We start from the raw sequence: 14,320 nt of genomic DNA, 5'->3' as shown, positions 1-14,320 counted from the left end.
TTTAGATAAGATCAGGTCGCTTTTGGCTGCAATACCTTGCTGATCTTGAAGTAGATGCAAAAACAGATTGATGAAAGAGCCCAGGTGATGGGATATACACTGTTTACGATATTTAAATCCCTGACAAAGAGACTCGAAACCATAAGGATAGAGACTCTTATAATGCACCAGCATACCATCATGATTATCATAGGCACAACAGAATGTCCGGCTCCGCGAAGGATCGAGGACATAACATGCGAAAATGATAAAAGGAAGTAGAAGAGAGCGCAGATCCTTGCTCTTTCTGTTCCAAAATTTATTACCGCGCTTGTTTTGTCAAAGGCAGCTATGAAGGTTGGAGCAAAAATGTAGATAATGACGCCAATCAGCTCTGCTATAGAAACGGAACAGATTGTGCCGAATATAGAGCCTTTTCTTACTCTGTCGTATTTTCCGGCACCGATATTCTGGCTTACAAATGTTGTAAGCGCCATTGTGAAGCTTGTTATCGGGAGGAAAGCAAAACCTTCAATCTTGGCATAAGCACCGGCACCGGCCATAGCCATTTCTCCAAAATAGTTGATGTGTGACTGAACCACCACATTGGCAAAACCGATGATCGAGTTCTGAAATCCCGACGGAAGACCGTAGTTTATGATCTTTACAAGTGTGTCCTTGTGGAATCTTACTTTTGACCAGACAAGCTTGTAATCATCTTCGGTTCTCATGAGCCGTGCGCAGCACAAAACTACCGATACACCCTGCGCGATGACGGTGGCTAGGGCTGCTCCTTCAACACCAAATCCAAGATATCTGATAAAGAGTATATCAAGCACAATGTTGATCACTGAAGATATTATAAGATAATGGAGCGGATGCTTACTGTCACCAGCAGCCTGCAAGATAGCAACAAAGATATTGTACATTACAAAGCAGGTTCCGCCCGCGAAATATACTCTGAAGTAGCCTATTGACTGAGATAATACAGTATCCGGAGTTCCCATCAGAATAAGTATTTGAGGTGCCAAAATGACACCTGCAAGTGTCAGGGCGACGCTGCAGAATAATCCAAGGGCAACAGTAGTGTGTACAGCAATTTCGGTTGTTTTTGAATCCTTAGCGCCGATATAATGCGCGATAACAACACCTGCACCCTGAGAGAGACCGATAACAAAACCTATCATGAAGAATATCAGGTTTCCTGCGGTGCTGACAGCAGCCAGAGCCTCGCTTCCAAGGAAATTACCAACTATAAGAGAGTCAACAGTGTTATAGAGCTGTTGAAACAGATTTCCTAAAAGAAGAGGCACTGCAAAGCCTATTATCTTAGCTGATACAGAGCCCTCAGTCATTAAATTTTTATCTGATTGTATTTTTTCCATTTAAATTTTCCTCTTTAAAGACAACGAAGAATATCATACATTAATTGCCGGTCAATTACAATTTTAAAGATGTGGAAAAATGACACCTATTCTTTCTTTGTCCTATTTTCAGTGAGGATTCAAAATGATAACCTTGGGAATATCAAAACGGCCGGGAAACAACACTATGGCCAACAGAGAACGGAGAGGGAAAATGAGCAAAAAATGGACATTGGTAGAATTCAATAAAGTGAAGGTTACCGACAAGTATTACGATGAAGCATTTCATCTGGATGTAAAAAATATGCTGCTTCTTGATGCAGACAGACTTCTTGCGGGATTTCGGGATACCGCCGGAGTTATAGCAGGAATGAGCAGCGAAGAGATCACTAAATTTATGAAGGGAAAGAGCCGCTACGGTGGAATGTGGGAAGACGGACTTATTGGAGGTCATACCATGGGTCACTATATCACAGCACTTGCGCAGGCAGTAGGGAATCCTGCGTTGTCAGAGGATGAGGCTGTTAAGGTAAGAGAGCGCCTTGATTATATCCTTACATCTATAAGAGAGTGTCAGAAGCTGACAGTTGGTACGCCTTATGAAGGCTATATCTTTGCTGCAGCTATGCCTACTGAAGAATTCAGGAAGAATCCTGTCCTTCAGTTTGACAACGTGGAGAAGGGACTTAGCCACCTATTTAACGAGGCATGGGTGCCGTGGTATACAATGCACAAGATACTTACAGGCCTTAATGCAGCATTTGCGATAGCAGGCTCTGAAGTGGCACTTGAGATTGCAAACGACCTTGGAAAATGGATCGCAAACAGAACAGAAGGCTGGTCAGAGGAAACACAGAAAACAGTTCTCGGAATAGAATACGGTGGAATAAATGACTGCCTCTACGAACTGTATGAGATAAACAGGGATCTTGAAAAGAGCGGAAGTGATCTGTATTACAAGGAATACGAGAGATTCAAGAATGCAGCTCACAGCTTTGATGATGTTGCATTGTTTGAGAAGATATTAACCGGTAAGAAGGACCTTCTTAACAACGTACACGCAAATACCACAATCCCTAAATTTATAGGTGCTTTTGCAAGATATGATGCCGTTGAGGGCGAGGATAAATACCTTGAATATGCGGAAGCCTTCTGGGATATGGTTGTCGACAAACATACCTATGTAACGGGCGGAAACAGTGAGGATGAGCACTTTGGCGAGGACAATATCCTTGATAAAGAGAGGACCAATGTAAACAACGAGACCTGCAATACCTACAATATGTTGAAGTTCTCAAGAAGACTGTTCGGAGCAACCGGTAAAAAGAAGTATATAGACTATTCAGAGCGCACTCTGATAAATGCAATAATGGCTTCACAGAACCATGAAAGCGGATTTACTACATATTTTCAGCCTATGGCAACCGGATATCATAAGGTATTCAACAACCTGGATGACAATTTCTGGTGCTGCACCGGAACAGGATACGAGAATTTCACCAAGCTTCAGAGAGGTATATACTACAAGGCTCAAAATAAACTTGCAGTTACCTTGTACATCGCATCAGAGCTAAAAACAGATGATTACGAGCTGACTCTTGACTGTGATCTTACTAAGTCAGATATGGTGAAAATATCTGTAAAGCCCGTAGAAGGAAAAACAGTTAGTGATGATTTTTATCTCATGATCCCTTCATGGCTCAAAAATGAAGCAGAGTTTTCGATAGGAGAGAGCAGGATATCTCTCGAAAAACAGGATGGATTCTACGTTATTCCTGCAGAAATGATCAGGGAAGGCGGAGAAATAACCGCAAAACTGCCCATGGGAATAACCGTTTCAAATCTTAAGGATGGCCCAAATACCTATGCATTTATCTATGGACCTTATGTACTCTCAGCAAGACTTGGCAATGCCAAAATGAGCGAAACATCTCACGGAGTAAGGGTGAGCGTATCTGCCGAAAAGAGCGTGGAAAATGATATTGTCAAAGTCACTTCAGAAAAAACAGTAGACGATTTCATCGCCAATATAGATAAGTATCTGATAAAGAGAGATGGCGAGATGGAATTCGACCTCACCGGAACAGACAGAAAACTTGTTTTCACAACTCATTACAACCAATACACCGAAAGCTACGGCATATATTGGACATTTGAATAAATGAATAATGACTTCTTGAATGCTTTTTTTCGTTCAAGAAGTCATTTTAGATTCGTGGTAATTCATGGCATGAAGCGAATTGCGCCGCCAAGCCTGTGCTTATAAAATTTTTATCTCGCGTAGAAATACATGATCACATAGATAATAAGGCAAAGTGTAACGATGGAAACACCACCTGTTGCCCTTTTTTGCTGCTTCTCAATTTCTTCGATCGGAACATGCTGGTATTCATTACCGCAATCCTGACAGGTACCGATCTGAGGAATGATATGTGACGTTTTGGTCAATGTAGTTTTCTTATCACCATCCTGATCTCTTACTGTCACATTACTGCTTCCGCATTTCGGGCATACCATTTCAGATGCAATAACTTTCTTTGCTTTTACATAATGAATAATGTTGGCTATCCACAGAAGTACAAGCATTGCACCGGCCACGGTATACGCATGCAAAAGTGCTGTAGCTAAAATAATTACAACAAATCCCGCTACTATAAAAGTCCAAACCATATGAAGCCCCCCTGAAAACAGTATTTGGAATTTATTCCATATATTTATTTTATATTAGAACATGTATGTTTGTCATAAAAAGTTTATAAAATATCCACCAATCGATAAGAAAAGAATGTCGCTCGCGACATTCTCGCGCCGAGCGCGGTTGCAGAATGCAACATATTCCTTTCGCGCGAGTGCGCATCCTCGTGGATCAAATTTCTACGGGTTGTTTGCAGGTTTTGCAACGACCTCTGGTACCGGAATAAACGGCGATAGTCCTATTGGTTTTGCAAAAAGGACAATATCCGGTTACAACCTTGTTTCCTGAATTCTTAGCACCGGCTCCGCCGGAAACATCATCAAGTGCCTCATCTGTAAGGCGTTCGTTTTCATTTATTATTTCGTTGTTCATTTTTTTATCCTCCTCATAAATAATACATTAATATATATGCATCAGAGACCAAATATGCAACGCAAATCAGTGATTTTTTTATGAAAATATTTAAAGCATTGTGTTAATGCTTGATATTTTCTGCAAGCTTTCCATTGGCAAGGAGCGCAAGATGCCCTGTAGCACGCGACATTGCGGTATACAGACAGTGGTTTCCGAGCTCATCATCCGGATATGATTCCGGTGTAGCATCTGCAAGAATAACGTGATCGAATTCAAGTCCCTTTGCAAGTGTCAGCTCTATGATGAATGCTCCGCTTTTAGGGAGAGTATCATCTTCAGCAATTACTTTTGGTGAACTGTCTTTAAGATCAGCTGATATTTTTTCGCAGGTGTACTGATTTCTGCAGATTACAGCGGTCAACCCGTCCATTTTCTCATATTCTGCTATCTGATCCTTAAGAGCTTCAATATACTCTTTATCTGAGCTGCAAACCTTTACGGATACCTCTTCTCCGGGACGTTTTACGGATGATACCATCATTTTCTTCTTTTCGGGAAGAATGGAAGAGAACATGGCGGTAATTTCCGGTGAACTTCTGTAACTAGTCATAAGAGGAAGCTCCACGAATTCTTTTTTGTCTTCCTTTGCCATATCAGCAAGCTGTGCAAATGTTACGGTACCTTCCCTTATAGCCTGGAACTCATCGCCAAGCAGCATGAAACGGGCATTGGGGAAGTATTTTTTAAACACCATCATCTGTGCCATGGTGTAATCCTGCACCTCATCGACCATTATGTATTTCATGTTGCGGTCACATTCGCCTGACAGCTCCATCTTGGTGTATAGCCACTCAGCAGCTGTTATCTGGGGTGTTCCAAGAATCCTCTTTGCAACATGCATGATGTTGATCCAGCTGCAGTGCTTGATCTCGCGAAGTGCTCCGCCATAATCATTTTCTATTCGGTTGTTTTCAGCAGAATCTGATTTGGCAACGCCTGAGGAGTCACTCTCATCATGATCCATGTTATGAAGCGCATTCTTTGCCCTTACTTCGAGTTCATCTGATACGGTCTGCATCAGTCTGACACCCATAGGGAACTGACTGAATTTTTTGACTACAGAGAACACCTCATTTTTTGTAAGTACGAGCTTGTCTTTTTGTCTTATATCGAAGAAATCATCGACTTCAGGAACAAGATCCGGAAGGGCTTTATGGATTTTTTTAAGGCTCTTTTCTTCTGTGTAATCAAATTCCTCACTTGTAAAGGGAACATTGACCATTTCCATAAATTCCTGCCAGGTGAGGGTGAGAGGATTGGTCTCACCAAGATCCGGAAGGACGTTGTCAATATAGTCCCTGAACACTGGGTTCAAGGTCATAAGGCATACCTGATCGGGTCTTAAGGTTTTTCTCTTTTGATAGAACAGATAGGCTATGCGCTGCAAAAGGACCGAGGTTTTTCCGCTGCCTGCAATACCATTTACCAGAAGGAAAGGCATATCGGGATAGCGGATCACGGTGTTCTGCTCCTTCTGAATTGTAGCAGTTATGGCCTTCATTTTGTCAGAGTGTGTCTGAGACAGGGACTGCAAAAGCATTGGATCTTCAATTGCGATCTGAGTATCAAAATAGGAGATAAGCTTTTCTTTTTCTATGTCAAACTGTCTTCTAAGCTGCAGATCAACGGGGATCTCTCTATCCTCAACGGTATAGTGAGTGTGTCCTGTTTCCTGATTGTAATACACTTCGGCAATGGGAGATCTCCAGTCGACAACCATTTGATCGTAGCCGTTTTCTGATATTGCGGCACGGCCTATATAATAGCTTTCCGGTTCCTCGGAAGGATCAAACTGAAGCTGTATCTTTGCAAAATATGGTGACTCCAACAGCTTATTAACTGTTTTTAAGCGCTTTCCAAGAGAATCGCTCTCTACGTTATAGGTATCGATATACCTGTTCCATACTTCAAGCTCTGCCAGCGTCTCCATGGTTGTCTCGATATCTGCGTAGTCAAAACGCATATTATCGCGCATATCGTTTTTATCATCAAGAGCCTTTTCATCGAGGGCAGCGATCTGAGATTCGATCTCTTCCTTCATTTCAAGGAGTCTTTTGTAGGTTTTTGACAGGTGAGCCTGTTCTTTTTCAAATACTTCTTTTTCCATAGTTATTCCTTTATTACAGCAAAAAATATTACTTTTTTCTCTAAAGTATCTTTTCAGTATAACACGATTTCATGAACGCAAAAAGGAAAAGAGTTCATGATCTGCTCAACCTTGCTGCAATTTCTTTTCCGGTGGGAGTGGTGGCGAGGCCGCCCGTAGCTGTTTCCTTTATGGTATCGCTCATGGTTCTGCTTATGTTGTGCATTGCTTCAAATACTTCATCTGCGGGGATTTTGGATGAGATGCCCGCCATTGTAAGTTCTGCGCTGGTCACGGCATTTACCGCACCGCATACGTTCCTTTTTACGCAGGGGATTTCGACAAGTCCCGCAACAGGATCGCAGGCAAGCCCAAGGAGGTTTTTAAGCGCAAGAGCCGCGGCATTTGCGATCTGGTCACTGTTTCCACCCAGCAGGTAGCACATTCCTGCAGCCGCCATTGAAGATGCAGAGCCTATTTCTGCCTGACATCCGCCTTCAGCACCTGAAAGTGATGCTTTTATCGCAATTACTCCGCCGACACCTGCAGCGACGTAGAGGGCTTTGGTCATTTCTTCATCAGATATCTGAAGCTTTTCCTGCAATGAGATGAAAACTGCCGGAACAACGCCGCAGGATCCTGCGGTGGGTGCTGCAACGATCCTTCTCATGCAGGCATTGGATTCTGCCACCATAAGCGCTTTTTCCATGACCTGACCTATGAAGTCCCCGGATAAAAGCTTGCCGCTTTCTATGTATTTCCTTAGAAGGACTGCTTCTCCGCCTACGAGAGAACTGTTGCTGTGAAGGGTTGGATCATAATTTTTCACGCAGTCTTTCATAGTCAGATACATCTTCTTCATGCTTTCAAAGGATTCTTCTTCACTGACGTCACGCTCTATGCAGTCATCCCTCTGGATAAGCTTCCAGAAGGGAAGAGAGGTCTTTTTTTCATCTTCGATTATTGCTGATATTGATTCATACATTTATATCGTGTTACTCCTGTCATGCTTTTTTCGATAATTTAGCTGTGATCATTTGTGGCTTAAATAAGTTACGTTGATTATGCCCTCGATCTTTTCAAGGGATCTGATTGCATCTATGGGTATTTCCTGATCACATTCAAGTACCATTACAGCTTCGCCTCCGCGACTCTTTCTGTACAGCTGCATAGTTGCCACGTTTACGGCCTTCTGTTCAAGTATTCCGGCAACCTCTTTGACATGTCCCGGCTGATCGAGATTATGCACGATGAGAGTCGGGCTTTCACCTGAAAAATTAACTGCGATCCCGTCTATTTCACAGATCCTTATCCTGCCGCCACCAATGGAAGCAGCTATTATTTCCAGTTTTCTGCCACTTATTCCGGTGAGAAGAAGCTTAACTGAATTGGGATGTACATTTCCCAGATCGGCGCCGTTTATCGTGAATTTAAGCCCATAGCTATTTGCTAACTCAAAGCTTTCGGAGATCCTCATATCATCCACCAAAAAGCCCATGAGCCCTGCGACAATTGCCCGGTCTGTGCCGTGGCCTGCGCCTGTTTTTAAGAATGATCCGTGAAGAAAAATGTCTGCATTTACAATTTTTTCGCCCATCAGCTTATAGCATGTATTTCCTATTTTTACAGCACCTGCAGTGTGAGAACTTGAGGGTCCCACCATAACAGGTCCGACTATGTCGAATATATTCATATCCGGATATGATCCTTTCAAAATTTAATTAAATATCACAAGTAGGGATGATCCTTTCTTTTGACTCTATCATCATACTATATAAAGTATCAGTTCAGCACATGTAACACATTAAAAAAAGATAAAAATAGTGGTATGATTTTATGGGTAAATATTTTTTAAGGAGAGGTATTAGGTATGGGAAAGATCTATTTGAATCAGGTAGGTTTTACTCCTGATAGCACAAAAAAAGCAGTATTTAATTTTGAAGGGGATGATTACAAGGTAGTAAACAGTAATGGGGAATGTGTTTACACCGGAAAAGCTGTTCACTTCGGAAAGGATGATATATCCGGAGAGGACGTTAGCGTAGCCGATTTCAGTAACCTTAAGGAAAACGGAAAATATAATGTAATATCAAAAGATGCAAAGAGTGCATCATTTAGCATAGGCGAAAATGTATATGAAAAGCTTATGAAGGATATATGTAAGTGCTTTTATTATCTTCGCTGCGGAGATGCGCTTACTAAAGAATTTGCCGGAAAATATTACCATAAGCCCTGCCATATGACTAAGGCAACAGTATACGGCGAGGATGCAGAGCCTGTCGATGTAACAGGCGGCTGGCACGATGCAGGAGATTTTGGCAGATATTCGACTGCAGGCGCAGTTGCTGTGGCTCACATTTTATACGGAGTCAGATTTTTTGAAAATCTCTTAGATGTAAAGTTCGATATTCCCGCGGTTTCATGCGATAAAGGAAATCTTCCTGACATACTTGCTGAGGTTAAGGTTGAGCTGGATTTCCTTATGAAGATGCAGAGACAGGACGGAGCAGTGTGGCATAAAGTTACCACATTTAATCACGCACCCTTTGTAATGCCTGAGGATGATAAGGAAGAGCTGTTTTTGTTTGCGGTATCATCCCTTGCAACAGCTGATATAGCAGCCGTTTTTGCACTTGCATGCAGCATTTACAAGGATTATGACAAGGATTATGCCGATAAGCTTGCATCCTGCTCAAAGAAGGCTTATAAGTGGCTTAAGGAGAATCCTGACGAGCTCTTATTTTATAACCCTGATGGCTCTAATACAGGACAGTATGATGAGGCTGAAGATATTTCCAACAGATTCTGGGCTGCCTCAGCTTTATATGAAGCATTTGGAGATAAAGACTATTACGAAGACATCATCCGTGAAAAAGAAAGACTTGAAGCATTCAGTGAAAAAGCAAAAGAGAAGGGTTTTACTGCAGATGCTTTCACCGGACTTGGCTGGGCAGAAGTTGCAGGTCTTGGAGCACTTTCTATCATGCTTAAAAATGAAGAGGGTGACCTTCTTAATGAGATGAAAAAACATTTTGAGGCTGAATCAGACAGGCTTGTTAATGAGGCAAAAAAGAACGGCTTTGGCCTGTGCATGAGAGCAGAGGATTTCATCTGGGGAAGCAATATGGAGCTTCTTAAATACCTTATGGTTCTCACAACTACTGATAAAAAGATTGTTCACAAGGATGAGTACAAGGTAGCTATTACCTCAGGACTTGATTATCTTCTTGGCTGCAACAGTATGGATGTCAGCTATGTAACAGGCAACGGAGAAAAAGCATTTAAAAATCCCCACCTTCGTCCGACAGCTGTGGATGATATAGAAGAACCCTGGCCGGGTCTTGTTTCCGGCGGACCAAACACAGGTCTTCAGGACGAGAAAGCAAGGGAACTTCCTAAAGATCTAGCACCTATGAAATGCTATCTTGACGATATTGCGTGTTATTCATTAAATGAGATTACAATTTATTGGAACTCACCCCTCGTATTTGTTATGGCGGGATTATTATAACTAAAAGGAGACAGGAACTTTGACTAGAAGAGAAGCGGCAATGGCAAATTTTATGAATGGTTATAACTGCTCGCAGTCGGTTGTCCTTGCATTTAAGGATCTGATCCCGATAGACGAAGCTGTTTTATCCAGGATGGCATCATCTTTCGGAGGAGGAATGGGCAGACTTCGCGAGGTATGCGGGTCTGTGAGTGGAATGTTCATGGTTGCCGGAATTCTGTATGGATATGACGGGCCGGAAACAGGTCAGGTAAAAGCGGATCACTACGTAAGAATTCAGGAGCTTGCCAGGCGTTTTGAAGAAAAGCACGGAACAATTATATGTCGCGAAATGCTTGGACTCAGTGTCCGTCATGATGTTCCTGTCCCTGAAGCGCGTACTGCTGAATACTACAAGAAAAGGCCTTGCCCGGAAATAATAGGAGATGCTGCAGAGATACTTGATGAATATATCAAGGAAAATCCTCCGCAATAAGGCATATTTGAAGCAGGTTAATGCTGATTTCGGGCATTACGACTTTAAGGGAGAAAGTTTAAAAATATGAATCATTTTTACTATGTAAGGCATGGCGAAACAGTCTGGAATGTTGAAAACAAGATATGCGGCGCAACGGATATAGAACTTACTGAAAAAGGCCATGAGCAGGCAATCGAAACCGGCAAAAAGATTCTTGAAATGGGAATTAAAGCAGATATAATCCTTACTTCGCCTCTTATCAGGGCAAAAGAGACGGCAAGACATATTTCCGAAGTTACCGGGATTCCGATGGAAGTAGAGCCGAGGATTATGGAACAAAACTTTGGAAGGTATGAATCAACGCCTCGGGATGGAAAAGAATTCCATGAAGCTAAGAAAGATATGGCAAGCAGATTCGGAACAGGAGAGTCCATGCTCCACCTTGCGCAAAGAATATATAACCTGCTTGATGACATCAAGGCAGGAGATAGAGAAGTAATACTCGTTGCGCATAACGGAATTGTCCGAATGGTCGAATCATATTTCAGGGAAATGGACAACGAAGAATTCTCATCATGCGGCATAAAGAATTGCGAAATAAAAAGGTACGACTTTAATTAACTAATACTTCCCACATCTCGAGGGGTCATGCACCCGCTCCAAGGCGCCATGACCCCTCGAGATGTGGGAAGTTTTTATAATTAATATAAAGTGGGGCTGTGAAAAAAATTCACAACCCCATAGTAGTTAAAGGCTACGCAGCTTTCCGTGCTGAATGATATGTTTAATGTTTAGATCATCATCAACTAATAGGATATTTGCGTACTTGCCGGCAGAGATTGAGCCATAATCCTTGGAGATGCCGATAGATACTGCAGGATTTTCCGATGATGCGCGAATAGCTTTCTCAAGCGGTACACCCATTTCTTTTACTGCTTTTTTCATGCAATCATATAGATTTGTCACAGAGCCTGCGATAGTTCCCGAATTTTCGGTAAGAACGGCAAGGTTTCCTTTTACTGTTACCTCCTGACCACCGAGCTGATATTCTCCATCGGGAAGACCTGTTGCTTCCATGCTGTCTGCGATAAGTATTACTTTATCTTCGCTAAAAGTGTTAAACACAAATCTGACCATTGCAGGATGAATGTGGATTCCGTCAGCTATGAGCTCAACTTCAGCATTGTTTTCAAGGGCAGCAATTATTGGTCCGGGACTTCTGTGTGTTATTCCGGGCATAGCATTAAATAAATGCGTCATATGGCGTGCGCCTGCATTAAAAGCTTTTGTTGCAGTGTCATAGTCGCTTGATGTGTGCGCAAGTGAAATCGTTACTTCACCTGATACTTCCCTTATAAAGTCAAGGCTTTCATCCAGTTCCGGAGCGATGTCTACAAGCTTTATAAGATTTCCGCTTGTTTTCTGAAGTCTGCGGAACATATCGACATTGGGAGCTGCCAGATATTTGGGGTTTTGCGCACCTATCTTATCCTTACTTATGAAGGGACCTTCCATGTTTATGCCGACAAAATCAGCTGCAGGAGATACACTGCCTGTGTTATTTTCCGGGCCTTTTGATGACTCATTTTCTTTAGATGCATATTCATGCGCTCTTTCACAGATTTCTGAAAGAATTTCTTCACTATAGGTCATAGTGGCGGGGCATATTGCCAGTATTCCGTTTTGAGCCTCGTATTCTGCGATTTTCCTAAGACCATCCAAGTCTGTATTACAAAAGTCATGACCAACTGCGCCATGAAAATGAATATCGACAAGTCCCGGGATAGCGGTTAATCCAGATGCATCAAATGTTTCATCATCGGATGAAGCTTCTGCGATGCGGTCGCCTTTTATATAAATATCTTCGTTTTTAAAAATATGATCTGCTGCAAAGACCTTTGCGCCGGTTATTTTCATAATAATCCTCCAATGAAATTAGAAATCATTATATCAAAGCTTAGAAAAAGCTTCCTCGTCACCTATTATGGTGCAATCAGGATGAAGCTGCAAAATAGAAGCGGGAACAGCGGGTGTTACCTTGCCGCAGACAGCTTCTTTTACTGCGTCAGCTTTGTTTTTTCCATTTACGATAAGCAGAACCTTTTTTGCCTGCATGATTGTCTTTATTCCAACTGTGATCGCTTTCCTTGGAACGTCATCCTCGCTGTCAAAAAATCTTGTGTTTGCTTTGATCGTACTTTCAGTGAGGCTGACTACGTGAGTTAAGGGCTCGAAAAAGTCATCGGGCTCATTAAAACCGATATGTCCGTCTGTGCCGATTCCAAGTAACTGAAGATCGATTCCGCCGGCTTTTTTTATGAGTTCTTCATACTCGCGGCAAGCCTGGGTCATGTTGGCAGCAACTCCATTAGGAACATGGATGTTTTCCGGTTTGACATTTACATGATCGAAAAAGTTTTCATGCATGAAATAGTGATAACTCTGCTCATGTGTGTCAGGAAGCCCCACGTATTCGTCAAGATTTATAGAGGTGATCTCTGAAAAATCGATATCACCTTTGTTATACCACTCAATAAGCTGTTTATATGTTCCAAGCGGACTTCCGCCTGTTGCAAGTCCAAGAACAGAATCGGGCTTTATCAAAACCTGTGCGGAGATGATATTTGCTGCCTTTCTGCTCATTTCATCGTAATTTTTTACTTTGATAATTTTCATAAAAAGAAACCTCCCATATTTGTTGAAGCGGTCGTAATCCCGCAATATTTGACATTAGGATATCGTTATATTGATTGTATGATTGCCTATCACATAAACACAATATGTCACGCGAAATCTGAAACACCATTCACAGCCATTGTCCATAATGCACAAAAACATGATGCAAAAATTGTGAATATAGCTGATATTATCAGCTTTTCCAGGAAAGAACTTTCGGAAAACGGGTTTTTTCCTTGCAAATCCTGTAAATTTGCCTGTAATGTAAATTGAGAGAAATACTAGAATAATAAATGGTATTTAGGAATACTAAGCGAGAATCCTCGGCAATTCAATTACCGAGTAGTTCACAATGATTTAGTAAGAGCTGTATCTGCTGCTCTTTGAAAGGATAATATGGATAATTCAAAGAATTTAGCAATATTAAATAAGATAAAAGGTCGCCTTATAGTTTCATGTCAGGCACTTCCCGATGAACCGCTCCATTCATCGTTTATCATGGGACGTATGGCCAAAGCTGCCTATGAAGGCGGAGCCGGCGGAATCAGAGCAAACACTGTAGAGGACATTGCAGAAATACGAAATAACGTTGATCTTCCGATCATTGGAATTATAAAAAAGGATTATGAGGATTCGGAAGTGTACATAACACCCACTATGGCCGAAGTAGATGCGCTTATGGGAATGGGAGATGAGAGGCCCGACATAATTGCCTTAGATGCGACAAAGAGGATAAGACCTGGGAACGTAACCCTTGATGATTTCTTTTCATCTGTCAGGGAAAAATATCCCAATCAGCTTTTTATGGCTGATTGCTCAAATCTTGAAGAGGCGGTCCATGCCGATGAACTGGGATTTGACCTCATAGGAACGACCCTTGTGGGATATACAAGTTATACGAGGGATGATCACATTGAAGCAGGATCGTTTTTAATTTTGCGTGAAATAATAAAGAGCGTCAGTCATCCTGTAATAGCTGAGGGCAATATCGACGAGCCGGTTAAAGCAAAAAAAGTTATGGATTACGGCTCTTTGGCAGTAGTTGTCGGCGGCGCTATAACAAGGCCGCAACTTATAACCCGCAAATTTGCCAGGATTCTTGAATGATGATCAAATGATAATCAAAAGCTTTATCATC

General features: G+C 42.0%; 13 protein-coding genes. 5 read left to right on the top strand and 8 right to left on the bottom strand.

Going from position 1 to position 14,320, the window contains the following annotated elements:
* Window positions 1–11 precede the first annotated feature (11 nt).
* Window positions 12–1,364 carry an MATE family efflux transporter gene (locus tag T543_RS06115; RefSeq protein ID WP_035766810.1) on the bottom strand — a complete coding sequence of 451 codons (1,353 nt, stop codon included), beginning with the start codon at window positions 1,362–1,364 and terminating at the stop codon, window positions 12–14.
* Window positions 1,365–1,557: 193 nt separating this feature from the next.
* Here T543_RS06115 and T543_RS06110 point away from each other — a divergent pair, with 193 nt between their 5' ends.
* Window positions 1,558–3,504, top strand: a complete 1,947-nt coding sequence (locus T543_RS06110) for a beta-L-arabinofuranosidase domain-containing protein (RefSeq protein ID WP_051638586.1) — start codon at window positions 1,558–1,560, stop codon at window positions 3,502–3,504.
* Between the two features lie 110 nt (window positions 3,505–3,614).
* On the opposite strand, the gene T543_RS06105 is transcribed toward T543_RS06110, so the two are convergent.
* The 5 genes from T543_RS06105 to sdaAB all read right to left on the bottom strand — a co-directional run bounded on the left by T543_RS06105 (window position 3,615) and on the right by sdaAB (window position 8,231).
* Window positions 3,615–4,013, bottom strand: a complete 399-nt coding sequence (locus T543_RS06105; protein WP_035766806.1) for a hypothetical protein — start codon at window positions 4,011–4,013, stop codon at window positions 3,615–3,617.
* 196 nt (window positions 4,014–4,209) lie between these two features.
* Window positions 4,210–4,410 (bottom strand): hypothetical protein, encoded by a 201-nt coding sequence (locus T543_RS06100; protein ID WP_035766804.1) that lies wholly within the window; start codon window positions 4,408–4,410, stop codon window positions 4,210–4,212.
* 103 nt (window positions 4,411–4,513) lie between these two features.
* Window positions 4,514–6,559, bottom strand: a complete 2,046-nt coding sequence (locus T543_RS06095) for a HelD family protein (protein WP_035766803.1) — start codon at window positions 6,557–6,559, stop codon at window positions 4,514–4,516.
* Between the two features lie 94 nt (window positions 6,560–6,653).
* A complete protein-coding gene (gene sdaAA / locus T543_RS06090) occupies window positions 6,654–7,523 on the bottom strand; it encodes an L-serine ammonia-lyase, iron-sulfur-dependent, subunit alpha (RefSeq protein WP_035766801.1) in 870 nt (289 codons plus the stop codon).
* A gap of 48 nt (window positions 7,524–7,571) precedes the next feature.
* A complete protein-coding gene (sdaAB, locus tag T543_RS06085; protein WP_035767001.1) occupies window positions 7,572–8,231 on the bottom strand; it encodes an L-serine ammonia-lyase, iron-sulfur-dependent subunit beta in 660 nt (219 codons plus the stop codon).
* Between the two features lie 177 nt (window positions 8,232–8,408).
* Here sdaAB and T543_RS06080 point away from each other — a divergent pair, with 177 nt between their 5' ends.
* The 3 genes from T543_RS06080 to T543_RS06070 all read left to right on the top strand — a co-directional run bounded on the left by T543_RS06080 (window position 8,409) and on the right by T543_RS06070 (window position 11,127).
* Window positions 8,409–10,049, top strand: coding sequence for a glycoside hydrolase family 9 protein (locus T543_RS06080; protein ID WP_035766798.1), 1,641 nt, complete (start codon window positions 8,409–8,411; stop codon window positions 10,047–10,049).
* Between the two features lie 19 nt (window positions 10,050–10,068).
* Window positions 10,069–10,524 (top strand): C-GCAxxG-C-C family protein, encoded by a 456-nt coding sequence (locus tag T543_RS06075; protein WP_035766797.1) that lies wholly within the window; start codon window positions 10,069–10,071, stop codon window positions 10,522–10,524.
* 66 nt (window positions 10,525–10,590) lie between these two features.
* Complete coding sequence (locus T543_RS06070; RefSeq protein ID WP_035766796.1) at window positions 10,591–11,127, top strand: histidine phosphatase family protein; 537 nt, start codon at window positions 10,591–10,593, stop codon at window positions 11,125–11,127.
* Between the two features lie 126 nt (window positions 11,128–11,253).
* Here the strand turns inward: T543_RS06070 and nagA are convergent, their stop codons facing one another.
* Window positions 11,254–12,423 (bottom strand): N-acetylglucosamine-6-phosphate deacetylase, encoded by a 1,170-nt coding sequence (nagA, locus tag T543_RS06065; RefSeq protein ID WP_035766794.1) that lies wholly within the window; start codon window positions 12,421–12,423, stop codon window positions 11,254–11,256.
* A gap of 33 nt (window positions 12,424–12,456) precedes the next feature.
* On the bottom strand, window positions 12,457–13,182 hold the full coding sequence (gene nagB, locus T543_RS06060; protein ID WP_035766792.1) for a glucosamine-6-phosphate deaminase: 726 nt from the start codon (window positions 13,180–13,182) through the stop codon (window positions 12,457–12,459).
* A gap of 396 nt (window positions 13,183–13,578) precedes the next feature.
* On the opposite strand from nagB, the gene T543_RS06055 reads away from it, so the two are divergent.
* On the top strand, window positions 13,579–14,289 hold the full coding sequence (locus tag T543_RS06055) for an N-acetylmannosamine-6-phosphate 2-epimerase (protein ID WP_035766790.1): 711 nt from the start codon (window positions 13,579–13,581) through the stop codon (window positions 14,287–14,289).
* Window positions 14,290–14,320: the final 31 nt, after the last annotated feature.

This window comes from Butyrivibrio sp. NC2002 (genome assembly GCF_000702265.1).
Lineage (GTDB): Bacteria > Bacillota > Clostridia > Lachnospirales > Lachnospiraceae > Butyrivibrio.
The sequence above is the reverse complement of the archived record's forward strand: the minus strand, read 5'-3'. Positions and strand labels throughout refer to the sequence as shown.